The sequence below is a fragment of the uncultured Chitinibacter sp. genome, from assembly GCF_945957625.1.
GTDB lineage: Bacteria > Pseudomonadota > Gammaproteobacteria > Burkholderiales > Chitinibacteraceae > Chitinibacter > Chitinibacter tainanensis.
Map to the genome: position 1 here is coordinate 1 of NZ_CAMFLP010000022.1, position 15,045 is coordinate 15,045.

At 57.2% G+C, this 15,045-nt stretch carries 15 protein-coding genes; 11 read left to right on the top strand and 4 right to left on the bottom strand.

The genetic code is table 11. The features are described from left to right. The 11 genes from QV747_RS16245 to gspN all read left to right on the top strand — a co-directional run. A partial coding sequence (locus QV747_RS16245; protein WP_288791566.1) for a hypothetical protein occupies window positions 1-445 on the top strand: 445 nt, incomplete at its 5' end. A 189-nt stretch (window positions 446-634) separates the two neighbouring features. Beyond that, window positions 635-1,321 (top strand): serine protease, encoded by a 687-nt coding sequence (locus QV747_RS16250; protein ID WP_273429704.1) that lies wholly within the window; start codon window positions 635-637, stop codon window positions 1,319-1,321. Window positions 1,322-1,393: 72 nt separating this feature from the next. After that, entirely contained in the window at window positions 1,394-2,650 is a 1,257-nt protein-coding gene (locus QV747_RS16255) for a glutamate-5-semialdehyde dehydrogenase (RefSeq protein WP_028450079.1), read from the top strand. Next, on the top strand, window positions 2,650-2,925 hold the full coding sequence (locus tag QV747_RS16260; protein ID WP_028450078.1) for a chorismate mutase: 276 nt from the start codon (window positions 2,650-2,652) through the stop codon (window positions 2,923-2,925). The genes QV747_RS16255 and QV747_RS16260 overlap by 1 nt, the downstream gene beginning before the upstream one ends. 11 nt (window positions 2,926-2,936) lie before the next feature. After that, on the top strand, window positions 2,937-3,569 hold the full coding sequence (gene nadD, locus QV747_RS16265) for a nicotinate-nucleotide adenylyltransferase (RefSeq protein ID WP_273430019.1): 633 nt from the start codon (window positions 2,937-2,939) through the stop codon (window positions 3,567-3,569). A 2-nt stretch (window positions 3,570-3,571) separates the two neighbouring features. Beyond that, window positions 3,572-3,955: a ribosome silencing factor gene (rsfS, locus tag QV747_RS16270; protein WP_028450076.1), complete on the top strand. Its 384-nt coding sequence runs from the start codon at window positions 3,572-3,574 to the stop codon at window positions 3,953-3,955. Window positions 3,956-4,173: 218 nt separating this feature from the next. Further along, a complete protein-coding gene (gene cysD, locus QV747_RS16275) occupies window positions 4,174-5,100 on the top strand; it encodes a sulfate adenylyltransferase subunit CysD (RefSeq protein WP_028450075.1) in 927 nt (308 codons plus the stop codon). A gap of 219 nt (window positions 5,101-5,319) precedes the next feature. Further along, window positions 5,320-6,759, top strand: coding sequence for a sulfate adenylyltransferase subunit CysN (gene cysN / locus QV747_RS16280; protein WP_273429705.1), 1,440 nt, complete (start codon window positions 5,320-5,322; stop codon window positions 6,757-6,759). A 159-nt stretch (window positions 6,760-6,918) separates the two neighbouring features. Continuing rightward, the gene (gene gspL / locus QV747_RS16285; RefSeq protein WP_273429707.1) at window positions 6,919-7,956 is read left to right on the top strand and encodes a type II secretion system protein GspL; all 1,038 of its coding nucleotides are present in this window, start codon (window positions 6,919-6,921) and stop codon (window positions 7,954-7,956) included. Continuing rightward, window positions 7,953-8,432, top strand: a complete 480-nt coding sequence (gene gspM / locus QV747_RS16290) for a type II secretion system protein GspM (RefSeq protein ID WP_273429708.1) — start codon at window positions 7,953-7,955, stop codon at window positions 8,430-8,432. Before gspL ends, gspM begins: the two co-directional genes overlap by 4 nt. Continuing rightward, complete coding sequence (gspN, locus tag QV747_RS16295; RefSeq protein ID WP_273429709.1) at window positions 8,432-9,193, top strand: type II secretion system protein N; 762 nt, start codon at window positions 8,432-8,434, stop codon at window positions 9,191-9,193. Before gspM ends, gspN begins: the two co-directional genes overlap by 1 nt. Before the next feature lie 241 nt (window positions 9,194-9,434). On the opposite strand, the gene QV747_RS16300 is transcribed toward gspN, so the two are convergent. The 4 genes from QV747_RS16300 to QV747_RS16315 form a co-directional block, all read right to left on the bottom strand. Beyond that, entirely contained in the window at window positions 9,435-10,109 is a 675-nt protein-coding gene (locus QV747_RS16300; RefSeq protein ID WP_273429711.1) for a hypothetical protein, read from the bottom strand. 355 nt (window positions 10,110-10,464) lie between these two features. After that, a complete protein-coding gene (gene gspE / locus QV747_RS16305; RefSeq protein WP_273429713.1) occupies window positions 10,465-11,937 on the bottom strand; it encodes a type II secretion system ATPase GspE in 1,473 nt (490 codons plus the stop codon). Next, on the bottom strand, window positions 11,934-14,051 hold the full coding sequence (gspD, locus tag QV747_RS16310) for a type II secretion system secretin GspD (RefSeq protein WP_273429715.1): 2,118 nt from the start codon (window positions 14,049-14,051) through the stop codon (window positions 11,934-11,936). Before gspD ends, gspE begins: the two co-directional genes overlap by 4 nt. After that, window positions 14,048-14,863, bottom strand: a complete 816-nt coding sequence (locus tag QV747_RS16315) for a hypothetical protein (RefSeq protein WP_273429716.1) — start codon at window positions 14,861-14,863, stop codon at window positions 14,048-14,050. The genes gspD and QV747_RS16315 overlap by 4 nt, the downstream gene beginning before the upstream one ends. Window positions 14,864-15,045: the final 182 nt, after the last annotated feature.

Genomic DNA, 15,045 nt, shown 5'->3' on the forward strand with positions numbered 1-15,045 from the left:
AGCTTCTGCTGCTCAAAAAGCTCAAGCTAAAAAAGCTTCAGCTGCTTCTGTAGCGTCTAAAGCTTCTGCTGCTCAAAAAGCTCAAGCTAAAAAAGCTTCAGCTGCTTCTGTAGCTTCTAAAGCTTCTGCAGCTCAAAAAGCACAAGCTAAAAAAGCTTCTGCTGCTTCTGTAGCGTCTAAAGCTTCTGCAGCTCAAAAAGCACAAGCTAAAAAAGCTTCAGCTGCTTCTGTAGCGTCTAAAGCTTCTGCTGCGCAAAAAGCTCAAGCTAAAAAAGCTTCAGCTGCTTCTGTAGCTTCTAAAGCTTCTGCTGCTCAAAAAGCACAAGCTAAGAAAGCTTCTGCTGCTTCTGTAGCGTCTAAAGCTTCTGCTGCGCAAAAGGCCCAAGCTAAAAAAGCTTCAGCTGCATCTGTAGCTTCTAAAGCTTCTGCCGCTGCTGCAAAATAATCAGCTTCTTGCCTGATTAAAGAAAAAAGGACGGCTTGCCGTCCTTTTTTCGTTTCACCACGAGGTTGTGCCGTGAAGTTGATTTGCACTAGTTTTGCTTTGCACTGTGCGGCAGGGGCCGCGCTGGCAAATCCGTCTGCGCTCAGCAAAGAGCAGCAGGCGCTTTTTTTTGGTCACGATGATCGTACGATGATCAGTGCGCCTTATGCCGCACCCTACAATGCGATTGGGCGGCTGGAGGTCAAATCGGGTGGCACATGTACTGCCACGCTGATTGCCCCTGATGTCGCGATTACTGCGGCGCATTGCTTCTTGATGCAACCGCGCCAGATTGATGCCGGGCGCTGGTTTATGGCGGGCTTTCACAATGGCCAGTATCAGGCCCGCTATCAAGTCGTGGGCCAGCTTTTTCATCCGCGTTTCCGCCAGGGGCTGACCTATAAAGGCGATGATGTGTATATCGCCCCTAGCGCCGCACCGTATGATATTGCGCTGATTAAGCTCAAGCTCAAAGACGGCACGCCACCCAGCCCGATGCAGCTGTTTCAAGGTAAACGCCAGCAGTTAATGCGCAGTATTTTGCAGCAAAACCAGCAGGTGAATCAGGGTGGCTTTGCCGAAGATCACGATACCCAGTTGTCGGTGCATCGTGGCTGCCAGCTCACCCAGCTGCGTAGCAATGGCACAATTTTCCACCGCTGCGATACCTTGTCGGGTGATTCAGGCTCGCCAATCTGGCTGGATTTGCCGAGCGGCCCCACGTTGATTGCCGTGCAAAGCTCGGCCCCGGATTGGTTTAACCGAGCGCTGGCCGATAATGTGGGCGTTACGGTATTGCAATTGCCGGCCAAGGCGCAGCGCTGGCTGGCGCACTAGCCGTATCGCCACCGCCTAGTAAGCGATACAATAGGCTGATTCGATTAAAAAAACAGTCACGGATTCATGACGATGGATATTCAAGCTTACATGCAGAATGTAGGCCGTCAGGCGCGGGCCGCTAGCCGCGCGATGGCCAAAGCCTCGACCGGCGCGAAAAACGCCGCGCTGAACGCGATTGCGGATGCAATTGAGCGCGATGCAGCGCTGTTGCTGGCCGCCAATCAGCAAGATATGGCGCAAGCTCGCGCAGATGGCCTGGAACCGGCGCTGCTGGATCGCCTGCAACTAACTGAAAAAACCATCGCCACCATGGCGCAAGGGCTACGTGAAATGGTCGCTCTGCCCGACCCGATCGGCAATATGGGCGACTTTAAATACCGCCCCAGCGGCATTCAAGTCGGCAAAATGCGTGTGCCATTGGGCGTGATCGGCATTATTTATGAAGCCCGCCCAAACGTCACCGCTGACGCGGCCGGACTGTGCATTAAATCGGGCAATGCCACCATTTTGCGCGGTGGTCGCGAGGCGTTTCATTGCAATCAGGCCATCGCCGCTTGTGTGAAAGAAGGCCTTGCCAGCGCCGGCTTGCCAGAAACAGCGGTGCAAATCATCGAAACCCCAGATCGCGCCGCGGTGGGTGAGCTGATTACGATGAGCGAATTCGTGGATGTGATCGTCCCGCGCGGCGGCAAGGGGCTGATCGAGCGCATTAGCCGTGATGCGCGCGTGCCGGTGATCAAGCATCTGGATGGCATCTGCCATGTGTATGTGGATGATGAAGCCGAGCTAGGCAAAGCCGTGCGTATTGCCGACAACGCCAAAACGCAGCGCTACGCGCCCTGCAATACGATGGAAACCCTGCTGGTCCACCGCGTGGTGGCGGCACAGTTTTTACCGCAAATCGCCGCGATTTATCAGGCTAAAGGTGTTGAAATGCGCGGTTGTGCGGCGACGCAGGCGATTTTGCCAGCGGCCATTGCTGCCACTGAAGAAGATTGGCGTACCGAATATCTGGCGCCGATTATTGCGATTCGGGTGGTGGATGATCTGCAAGCCGCGATTGATCACATCAATACCTATGGCAGCCACCATACCGACGCGATCATCACCGAAAACTACACTAAAGCGCGGCAATTCTTGCGCGAGGTGGATAGTGCCAGCGTGATGGTGAATGCCTCGACCCGGTTTGCCGATGGCTTTGAATATGGTCTGGGCGCCGAAATCGGCATCTCAACCGACAAAATCCACGCCCGCGGTCCGGTGGGGCTGGAAGGCCTGACCAGCGAAAAATGGATTGTGCTCGGGGATGGCGAGGTGCGCAGCTAATGAGCGTGCCGGCCGAATTGCTCGCGCTGCGCGCGCAAATTGACGAGCTGGATCAGCAGCTTTTTACTGTGCTGGCCGCGCGTTTTGCGGTTACCGCGCAAGTGGGGCAACTGAAAAAGCAGCACCAATTGCCGGCGCAAGATGCTGATCGCGAAGCGCAGCAGCTGGCCAAAACGGCGGCGCTGGCAGCCGCCACGGGCTTGGATCCGGCTTTTGCCCAGCGGCTGCAACGCTTGATACTCGATGAGGTGGTCGCCCAGCATCAGCAGTGCTGAGCGTCTCGGTGATGCGCACTATCGGCGTTTTTGGCGGCACTTTCGACCCGATTCATTACGGGCATCTGGCCTTGGCGCGGTGTTTACGCACTTCGCTGGCGCTGGATGAAGTGCGGCTGATCCCAACGGGTTTGCCACCGCACCGGCCTGCGCCACCGGTCAGCCCGCAGCAAAGGCTGGCGTGGGTACAGGCGGCAATTGCCGGTGAAAGCGGCCTACTGGTGGATGATCGAGAAGTAAACCGCGAGGGGTATTGCTACACAATCGATACCCTGCTTGAGTTGCAGCAAGATACCCCTGATGCCTTGTTGGTGTGGCTGATCGGGGCCGATTCGTGGCGGCAACTGACGCGCTGGCACCGCTGGCGTGATTTATTAGAGGTCGGGCATTTAGTGATTGCGGCCCGGCCCGAGTATGCATTTAATGATTTAAGCCCTGATTTGGCAGCAGAATTTGCCGCTCGGCATGTAAATGCCACCCCGGCGCAGCTGTCTCGGGGTAAAATCAGTCAATTAGCCAGCCCGCTGCTGCCGGTATCGTCGACACTGATCCGCGACAAATTGTCGCGGGGGGAAGATGTCTCCGCACTGACCCCCGTGTCGGCCCTGCTGGTGGCCAGTGGGCTGTATTGTTTTAAGGAATAACTATGAATGAAATGGTAAGCGCCATGCGCGACGTGGCCGTGGCGGCCTTGGAAGACATCAAGGGCAAGGAAATCCAAGTCCTGGATACCACCCAACTCACCGATCTGTTTGAATGCATGATCGTAGCGACCGGCGATTCAAATCGTCAGGTGCGTGCCTTGGCCAACAATGTGTCAGTTGAGCTCAAAGCCAAAGGCTACGAAATCGTCAGCACCGAAGGTGAAGAGAGCGGCGAGTGGGTGCTGGTGGATGCTGGCAGCCTCGTGGTGCACGTGATGTTGCCACCGGTGCGCGATTATTACGATCTGGAACAACTGTGGGGCGGGCAAAAACCGACCTTTAATCCGCTAGGCCGGGCTTGGTCGGCGGTAGGCTCGGCAGAGTAATCTGCTGCAGGCAGGCAATGGCGGCGACAGGCCGCCATTGCTATTTGAAGCCTCACCCCGGCTTCCTTTGGCCGCCAGCTGAAAATGCAGCAGTACCATGCGCAGCGCCTAGAGCAATTAGATCTAACGATATAGCCAAAACGTCTTTTTGGTTTGGGAATTTCTCCGTAAATTCCATCTCCATTCTCTATCGATTTTGAAATCCTGAAGTTCACGCCATGAATACTTTGTCTGAAGCGCGGCTGACGCACTTAAAGCAGCTGGAAGCCGAATCCATCCACATTATCCGTGAAGTGGCCGCCGAATTTGAAAACCCGGTCATGCTGTACTCGATTGGTAAAGACTCAGCGGTGATGCTGCATCTGGCCAAAAAAGCCTTTGCGCCAGGCAAGCCACCGTTTCCGCTGATGCACGTGGATACCACCTGGAAATTCCAGGATATGTACAAGCTGCGTGAAAAACAGAAAGCCGAAGGCTGGAATCTGATCACGCATGTGAACGAAGAAGGCGTGAAAGCCGGCATCAACCCGTTCACCGCCGGCTCGGCCAAGCACACCGACGTGATGAAAACCGAAGGCTTGAAACAAGCCTTGAATAAATACGGTTTTGACGCGGCCTTTGGTGGTGCGCGCCGCGACGAAGAAAAATCCCGCGCGAAAGAGCGTGTGTATTCATTCCGCGATAAAAACCACCGTTGGGATCCGAAAAACCAGCGCCCAGAGCTGTGGAATATCTACAACTCGAAAGTCGATAAAGGCGAATCGATTCGCGTGTTCCCGATCTCGAACTGGACCGAACTCGATATCTGGCAGTACATCTTCCTCGAAAACATCGAAATCGTACCGCTGTACTACTCAGCCGAGCGCGAAGTGGTGGATTACAACGGCACGCTGGTGATGATTGACGACGAGCGCATCTTGCAATATCTAACGCCAGAGCAAAAAGCCTCCATCCAGAAAAAATGGGTGCGCTTCCGTACGCTGGGCTGTTACCCGCTGACCGGTGCCGTTGAGTCCAAAGCCCAAACGCTGCCTGAGATTATTCAGGAAATGCTGTTGGCGACGACTTCCGAGCGCCAAGGCCGTGCGATTGACCATGACAGCGCTGGGTCGATGGAAAAGAAAAAAATGGAAGGCTACTTCTAAACACGTCGATTCGCTGGCTGCGCGACTTCATGTCGGCGTTGTGCGCGCCTCGCAATCCGCATGGACTTGATGTCCATTCACGTTTGCTGCGGTGCTGACGCCTTGACCTGAAGCCGCTCGCGGCGCGACTGAACGTGTTGATGATGAAAGCCCGCCACGGCCTTGAATTGAGTGACTCATTCAGGGTGAGCAATAAATAATTGAGATTGGAAGAACACCATGTCACATCAATCTGACTTGATCGCCAATGACATTCTGGCGTACCTGAAACAGCATGAAAACAAAGACATGCTGCGCTTTATTACTTGCGGCAATGTGGATGACGGTAAATCCACGCTGATCGGCCGTTTGCTGCACGACTCAAAACTGATTTTTGACGACCACCTCGCGGCGATTCAAAAAGACAGTAAAAAATTCAACACCACCGACCAAGAAATCGACTTGGCGCTGCTGGTGGATGGCTTGCAAGCCGAGCGCGAGCAGGGCATTACCATTGATGTGGCCTACCGCTACTTCAGCACTGAAAAACGCAAATTCATCATCGCCGACTGCCCGGGCCACGAGCAATACACCCGCAATATGGCGACTGGCGCGTCAACGTCTGATCTGGCGATTATCCTGATCGACGCGCGTTATGGCGTGCAAACGCAAACGCGTCGCCACAGCTTTATCGTGTCACTGCTGGGTATCAAGCACGTGATCGTGGCCGTGAACAAAATGGATTTGGTGGATTTCAGCGAAGTACGCTTTAACGAAATCCGTGCGCAATATCTGGAATTTGCCAAAGAGCTGAACATCAGCGACATCCGCTTTGTACCGCTGTCGGCGCTGCGTGGCGACAACGTCGTGAACGAATCGGACAAAACGCCATGGTACGAAGGCGAAACGCTGATGGGCTTGCTCGAAAGCGTGCAAATCAATAAAGACGCCAAGCTCGATGCCTTCCGCCTGCCAGTGCAATACGTCAACCGCCCGAATCTGGATTTCCGTGGCTTCTGCGGCACCATCGCGGCGGGCCATGTTTTGCCGGGCGACGAAATCATCGCGCTGCCGTCGGGCAAAAAATCGAAAGTCAAAGCGATTGTAACTTTCGAGGGCGAGCAAGCGGTGGCGTTCTCTGGCCAGGCGATTACGCTGACGCTGGAAGATGAAATCGATATTTCACGCGGCGATATGATCGTGCGCGCGCAAGATGCGCAGCCGCACGTGGGCAGCGCGTTCGACGCACACGTGGTGTGGATGAACGAAGCGCCGCTGAGCGTAGGCAAGGAGTATGTGGTTAAACTCGGTGGCAAACAATGCTTCGGGCGCGTTACCTCTATCCAGTATCGTATCGACGTGAACAGCCTTGAACACATCGACGCGAGCGAACTCAAACTGAACGAAATTGCCTTGGCGCGTTTCGAGCTGACTGCACCGATTGCCTTTGACAAATACACCGAATGCCGCGGTACTGGTAGCCTGATCGTGATTGATCGCCTCAGCAACGCCACCGTGGGCGCCGGCATGATTGTGGCCCAGGCCGAAGCCGGTGGCGCCAGCGCCAGCGAGCTGGACGAACTGAGCCGTCTGCGCGAATTTGAAGTCGAGCTCAATGCGCTGGTGCGCAAATACTTCCCGCACTGGGAAGCCAAAGACGTGCGCGAGCTGCTGAAATAAACGCACCAAGTCGCAAGATGACAACGGCAGCCCGCGGGCTGCCGTTTTTATTGGTTTTTTGTCATCGTTTCTTTATTGTTTCATCATTTTGCCGGCACAATAGCTGGTTTGTGATTCCATCCGCGTGGCCATGCTGGCCGCGCCAGAAGTGAGAAGTCGATGACCCAGTTTCATCGGGTAGTAATCCGCCTGCACACCGCGCCGCTGGCAGTGGCCGATTGGTTGGCCTTTGATGCCGCCGGCCAGCTTTTGCAGCAGGGGCAAGGCACGCAATGGCCTGCGGCCGAGCAGCTAGATCTGGCCCTGCCGGCGGCTTGGCTGACCCAGCACCGTTTACGCCTGCCCGCCAGCAAAGACAAACAACGCCAACAGCTGATTGCCCAAGCGCTAGAAGACCGCGTGCTGGGGCCTTTGACCGATTATCGCTGGCAAAGCCAGCGGCAGGGCGATGACACCTGCGTGTGGGTGTGGCCCGCCGCCGAGCAACAGCGCTTGAGCGAATGGCTGGCTAGCCAAAGCTGGGCGCCACAGCGCTGGATTGCCGAATTTGCCCTGTTACCGGCGCAAGATGATGTGCTGCTGCCGGCCGGAGAAGGCTGGCTGCTACGCTGCGCCGGCCAATGCCTGTGGCTGGCCGATGCCAGCGAAGCCGAGCTGCTGTGCCCCACTGGCGCACCCGCGCCGCAAAGCCGGGCGGCGCTGGTCGCCCCCAGCAAAGACGCCGCAGTATTACTGCGCGGCAAGATATCAGGGGTATCGCTCCGGGTAGATTGGCAACAATGGCGTTGGCCGCTATACCTGCTAGGTGTATTGCTAGTGTTGCTGTTGCTCGGGCAAATCATTCAGTGGCGCCAGCTGGCAAGCCGTGAAGCCAGCTTGCGCCAGGAGCTGCGCCAAACCTTTGCCAGCCTGTATCCGGGCGTGCCGGTGGTTGATCCGGTGTTGCAATGGCAAAGCCTGCAGCAAAATCCGGCCAGCCAAGGGCAGGCCGATGCGCTGGCGCTGGCGCAAAAAATCGCCAGCCAGCTCGATGGCAATTTGGGCGTGGAATCGCTCGCCGCCAAAGAGGGCAAAGTGAGTCTGATTTTGCCGGCCAGCCAGGCTGCGGCGATCCCGGCTCGCTTGCAGGCGCAGGGGCTGAAAGTCACTAGCCAAACCTTGCCCGATGGGCGTAGCCAACTGGAGATCACACCATGAGCGCCGCACTGCAACGCGCCCGCGCCTATTGGGCTAGCCGCTCGCCGCGCGAGCAGCGCTTTTTGCAAGGCTGGGCGTTGGCCATGCTGGGCTTAGGGCTGTATTTTGGCCTGCTTTCGCCGCTGTGGCAGCAGATTAGCCGCCTGCAGGTGCAGGTGCCGCGGCTGGAAGCCCAGCTGATGGCCATGCGAGCCACCCAGCCGGCGCTGGCCGCACCCGGCAAGGCGGCCACGGCCGATCTGCGTAGCGCTGCATTTAGTGCCATGTCGGCGCGCCAGCTCAGTGCCGATATCCGGCCGCTGGCGGCCGGGCAGGTGGAAATCAGCCTGACGCAACCCAATGCCACTGCCGCGGTGCTGCTGGCCAGCGCTTTGCGCAGCGAGCTGGCGGCTCAGGTAGTTAGTCTGCAATTAAAACAACAGGGCAGTGAGATCGGCTTAGTGCTGGTCTTAGCCCGCGCCGGCCGGAGCGAATAATGGCCCAGATTCCGTTTTACCGTCGCCGCTGGGTGCTGGGCAGCCTGCTGAGTTTAGCTTTTGTTGTGTTGCTGTTGGCGCGCGCCCCGGTGGCCGCACTGGGCTGGGTGTTGCCTGCCAATCTGACGTTGAGCCAAGCCAGCGGTACCCTCTGGCAAGGGCAAATGAGCGCGCTGGGGCTGGAAGGCGTGGCGCTGCAGCAAAACCTCAGTTGGCAATTTGAGCCCCGCGCTTTGCTGGCCGGGCAGCTGGCCTGGCAAATCCGCGGTCAAGCCGCCGCCAGCACCAATCCAGCCGCAAGTCAGGCCCGACTGGTGTTGGGCGCTGGCGGGGTGGCGCTGGAAAATGTCGACATCACTCTACCGCTGGAAGGTGCGCTGCGCGCCGTGCCAAAAATCGCCGGCTGGGGGCTGGGCGGTACCGCGCAGCTGCGCAGCGCCCGGCTATCCAAGCAAGCTGGCGACAGCGCCGAGCTAACCCTCGATCCGCTATTTAGCCAGCTGGTACCCGCACTGAGCCCGCTCACCACATTGCGTGCCAATCTGGTCATGAATGAAGGTGGAGCGAAATGGACGATCAGCCCACTGGGCAGCAGCGCCATCGCCGTACAAGGGCAGGGCGCCTTGCAATGGCTGGCGGGCGGCCGTGTCAGTAGCCAGGGCGAAATCAATCTGCAGCCGGATGAAAAAGTAAAACAACAGCTCGCGCCGCTCTTGTTGCAAATCCCCGCTACGGCGAATGGGTATCAAATTAAGTTCTGAGCTAAGAGCACGGCACTGAGTTGGAAAGCCGCATGAAGCGAGCTGGAGCACTGCGCGTGATTTGGATGTGTGTGCTCGTACAAAGCGCACCGTACGGTCGTGCCGCATCATTGGCGCAAAGCGGTAAGGCAATTTGACGGGTGAGATCGGGAAAAGGGAATTTATTTTTTGCCGCAGCTTGCGGCGCAATTCGCGTAGCTTTTGACACCCTACGGCAGATTTTGGTTTGGCGCGCGTACAATTACGCTTCGCACCTACGGCTCTGCGCAGTTGCAATTAGCTGATCAAAACGCTTTGAGATTTGGTCGTATTGGTTTGGTTGTACTACCTTGGCAAATTCAAGGTACTGATGAATCAATCCCGTAACCTGAGAGTTATCCGCAAAAAAAGCGCTGGCAACACCGTAATATGCCCTGCGAGGAAAGTTGTTGTACAGAGGATGGGTCTTCGATTCAATTGGATCATTTAATCCTTTGGCGCATTCAGACAGAGACGCAAATCTCTCAAAAAATTGCCATCCATCCTCATCAAGAATGGAAACAATACCGGAAGCCGCATTCTGAACATCAGCATCAACAGATACTAAGCGAATGCACTGCTTATAATCCTTTCCCTCTTTGAACGGAAAAAGGCTAAGTCCCCTTGCCACCGTCGTAGTGAATTTTTTGTTGTCATCTCCATAAATCAAACCCAATTCATTTACTACATCATCCACTATGTCATGGCGAACACCCAAGACAAGTCCCAGCTCAAGACGCCCACCCTCATCGTTAGTTGAGTGAGACGTCCACGACAAACTGGAAAAGCCATGTGGCTCTTTGCGGATAAACATTTCTCGCGTTTTCAACCACTTAAATCCCTTGGCAGACAAAGTGGGGAGCAATTGCTCGACAAGCGCTTTTTCAGCATTATTCATACAGATGATTCCACCAATTTCCTTGGGTGGGCAGCTTACCTCGTACGGTGCAGCGGGTAGGGTGCAATGAGTGTAACGAATTGCACCGCATGATCATCGTTCATTCTCCGCCCAAAGACAAATCAATCCCACGGGCCCAATGTGCCGGATAAATCCCCCGCCGTACCCAAAGATGAAATATCGAATACGGCCACGCCGCCACGGTGGTCACCAAGACATGTTTCACCGGATTGAAATGCACATAATCCATATGCGCGGTGAAATCGGCCTGATCTCGAATCAAATGCTCCCAAAATCGGCGTTGCCAAATGGCACGCTCCCCGCGCCGTTGGCGTGATACAAGCAAGCGAGTTATTTAGTTACTGCGGGTAATCCTCAGCATTTCCTCCACGCTCGTGACCCCTTCCAATACTCGCTGGGCGGCGTCTTGGCGCAGGCTGTGCATGCCGCGGCTTTCGGCATAGTGGCGGATATCTTGTTCGTTGGCGGCGTTGTGGATCTGGCTGCGCAGGTTTTCGTCCACCAGCAGCAATTCATGAATGCCGGTACGGCCACGATAGCCGGTGTGGGCGCAGGTGGGGCAGCCGACGGGGCGATACAGGGTGATACCTGCTTGGGTATCCAGCCCCAGCTCTTTTAATTCATCGCTGCTGGCGATATACCCCTGTTTGCAACTGGTGCACAGCGTGCGCACCAGGCGCTGCGCGAGCACGCCGATGGTGGATGAAGCGAGCAGGAAAGGCTCGATGCCCATGTCCACCAAGCGGGTCATCGCGCTGGGGGCGTCGTTGGTGTGCAGCGTGGCGAGCACCAAGTGGCCGGTGAGCGAGGCTTGCACGGCGATTTGCGCGGTTTCTAGGTCGCGAATCTCACCGATCATGATCACATCGGGATCTTGGCGCAGAATGGCGCGCAGGGCGCGGGCGAAGCTCATTTCGATACGCGGGTTCACCTGCGTTTGGCCGATACCATCGAGGTCATACTCGATCGGGTCTTCCACCGTCATGATATTGCTGTTTTTGGCATCCATGCTGCCCAGCGCGGCGTACAGCGTGGTGGTTTTACCCGAGCCCGTGGGGCCGGTTACCAGCACAATGCCATGCGGCGCGGCGAGCAGGGTGGTGAGCTCATTGAGCGTTTTTTCGCCCATGCCCAGCTTGGCTAGCTCCAAGCGGCCCGCGGATTTATCCAGTAAACGCAGCACCGCGCGCTCGCCGTGGCCAGTAGGCAGGGTCGAAACCCGTACGTCGACCGGGCGACCGGCGATGCGTAGATTGATGCGGCCATCTTGCGGCAGGCGTTTTTCGGCGATGTCGAGGCCGGCCATGACTTTAATCCGCGACACCAGCGCGGCATGTAGCGCGCGATTGGGCTCGATGACATCGCGCAGCGTACCATCGACACGGTAACGCACCACCGAGCGGGTTTCGAATGGCTCGATATGAATGTCGGACGCATTTTCGCGCAGCGCCTCAGTGAAAATGGCGTTGATCAGCTTGATGACCGGCGATGATTCTTCGGCCTCCATCAAATCCGACACTTCGGGCATGTCTTGCACCAGCCGCGCCAGATCGGCCGATTCTTCAATGTCATCGACCAGATTTACTGCGCTGCTACTCCCGTGATCGCCAAAATGCCGGTTGAGCTGTGCTTCAAATTCGGCGGCGGCCAGCGGCACCAGCCGGTGTGGGCCAAGCTGGCGGCGTAATTCGGCCAGTGCGGCCAGCTCGCCGCCCTGACGCCAGTACAGCGGGGTGAGGCCGTCTTCGACCTGGCCATCCAATACGCCAAATTCGCGGGCGTAGCTGTAGCTTACGCGCCGGCTCATGGCTGTTTGGCCGCCGGTTGGCTAGCGGGCTGCGCCGCCGGTTTCACCGCGGGCGAATACACTGATACGCCATTGCTGTCGGGCAACTTGGCCGGCAATTGCACGCCCGGCATATCCTGCAAGAACCAATGCTCGCCCACTTTGTAATCGCCCTGCTGATTGCGCAGATATTGATAGCGATCGTTGCTCAGCACCGCGCTGGCCCCGTTATCTTTGATCAGCACCGGGCGCAGGAAGATCATCAGGTTTACTTTTTGCCAGCTGCGGTTTTCGTATTTGAATAGCTCGCCCAGCAGCGGAATATCGCCCAGGCCAGGGATTTGGTTGCCGCTATTATTCAGGCGATCTTCGATCAGGCCGCCCAGCACCACGATCTGGCCGTCATCCACCAGCACCTTGGTTTCGATCGTGCGCACCTTGGTGGCCAAGCCGGCGCCGCCGGTGTTCACCGAGTTATCAATGCTGGATACTTCCTGAAACACATTCAGCGTGATGATGCCGCCCTCGGACACCTGCGGGCGTACGCGCAGCTTAATCCCGATGTCTTTGCGCTCCACCGTGACATACGGATTCGGGTTGCCGCCCACGGGCTGCTGCGAGCCGGTAATGATCGGGATATTCTGGCCGACGGTGATTTTGGCTTCTTCGTTATCCAGCATCAGCAGATTGGGCGTCGACAGCACATTGCCGTTGCCGCTGCTTTGCAGGGCCGAGGCAATCACGCCCAGTGAGGCGGTGCCTTTGGTCGGGTCGCCATTAAAGAGCCCAAAGGTAGCGCCCAGCGGAATCGCGGCCGGGTTTTTATTGATGACCGCGGTGGCGATATTGCCCAGCGTATTGCTGCCGGTGGCGAGGTTAGACACCATGCCGCCGCCGATTTTGTCGTTACCGCCGCCCACCATCCACTGAAAGCCAAATTCCGATAATTTGGATAGATTCACTTCGGCAATCATCGCCTCGACGTAAATCTGGCTGCGCCGCACATCCAGCTTGTCGATCACTGCGCGCAGATTGTTATAGATATTCTGCGGCGCGGTGATAATCAGCGAGTTGGTCACGCTATCGGCCTGCACGCGCACGGTGGCACCGGCCACTTGCACGGTGGTGCTGGTATTGGTGGGCGCAGGGCTACTCGTGCTGGTGCTTGGGCTGCTGTTGCCCGTGGTATTGCTACTCATCGCCGTGGTGGTGGGGGCGCTGCTGCTGGCCGCGCTGTCGTCTTGGCCGGTGAGCAGGCCTTTGAGCGTGCCGGCCAGTTTGGCCGCTTCGGCATTGCGCAGGTACACCACATTGATGGCGCTGTCGTTGGTGGCGGCTTCATCCAGCTGGCTAATCAGGCTGCGCAGCTGCGAGGTTTGCGCGGCATTAATCGCGCGCACCATCAGACGGTTGCCACGCGGATCGGGCACCACAATCGAGCGGCGCACGCCATCGTTTTGCGGAATGGCGCTGGCGACATTTTGTACGCTCACTTCCGGCATCAGGCGGGCGATGTTTTGTGCAGCATCCAGCGCCGAGGCGTGGTTGAGCTTGATGGTGAAGATTTCGCTGTTTTTCGGCTGATCGATATTATCGATAATGCGCGCCAGGCGGCGCACATTGTCGGCGTAATCCGTGACCACCACGGTATTGCTGGTGCCTGATTGGTAGGCGCTGATCAGGCTATTGGGCGTGGCCAGCGGGCGCAGCATGGTGGCCATCTGGTTGGCGCTTTCGTTATTCAGATTAAAAATCTGCGTGACGATCTGTTCGCCATTGGCGGCTTCGCCGCGCACCAGGGTTTTGTTGCTGAGTGATTTGCTGTCCGCCTCGGGCTGAATCTTGATCGCCCCGCGCGTTTCCACGGTGGCAAAGCCCGCCTGCCGCAGTGCTGATTGCAAAATCGGATACACCAGCTCTTTGCTCACCGGCTGGGTCGAAACGATATTGATCGTGCCTTTGACCCGCGGATCCAGAATAAAGTTTTTCCCCGAAATCAGGCTAATGGCTTTGACCGTCGTTTCGATGTCCGAATTGACGAAATTGAGCATGACCTTCTCGTCATTGGCCAGCGCCGGGGTCAGAAGCAGGGCACTTAGCAGGGTGCCGATCAGGGTGTGCTTGATGGTTTTCATGGATTTACGGTGTAGCTCAGGGTTTGCGCCTCGCCGGCGCGGACAATTTGTACGCTCACTGCGCTTTGCTGGCTAAACGCCGCATACAGCAGGGAGAGGTCTTCCAGTTTGGCCAAATTGCGGCCGTTCACGCTTTTGATAATGTCCCCATCGCGCAGCTGCAAGACGCTGGCCAGCGCTTGCTGGCTAGCCGCCTCGACGGCAATACCGCCGCTGGCGTGGGTGGCCAGGCCCTTACTCCAGTTGGCCAGATTGCCGCCTTGCAAAATACCGGTGAGCTGACCACGGGTGAGCGTGGTGGCCGGTGCGGCGCTGGCGGTAGTAGTGGTACTCTGGGTGGGTATATTGCTGGTGGAGTTGCCAGTGTTGGTTTGCGGGGCAATACTCTGCTGCTCTAGAAATACTTTGCGGCGCTGGCCATTGAGCTCAAGCACGATATGATCGCGCTCGGCCGCCACCAGCTTGCCGTGGCTGCCGGCCTCTTGGCCAAGCTTCACTGCCACCGCGCTGGCTTCCAGCCCTTCGATAATCGCCACGCCATTGGCGCCCGATACCAGTGCTTTTAGTTTCAGATTGCTGCTGGCTTCGCTCGCCACGCTGCTGGCCGGGCCACTAAACAGCCGGGCGATCAGATTGGGGTCTTGCTGCTGGGCAGCAGGCGCGGCGGCGGGTAGGCGCAGGCTGCGGCCAGCCTGGCTGGGGGTGAGCCCCAGCCACAATAAGCCCGCCAGTTGCCACAGCACCATACTGGCCAGCACGGCGCTGGCCAAGAGTGCCAATTGGCGGGAAGAGAGTCGGAAATTCAGTGCCATGGGTAAACTGCCGGGGCCAAAGTGGGGTGAAAGACCACCAGATCGCCCGCAAAGGTCATCAGTGATGTCAACTTGTCATGATTCTGCCATAGAATGTGCGCATTAAAGCACGGCAACATGACGTTCTGATGAGAATGACCGTGCCAAATGTCAATTGCATGACAAAATCGTCGCGCACCCGC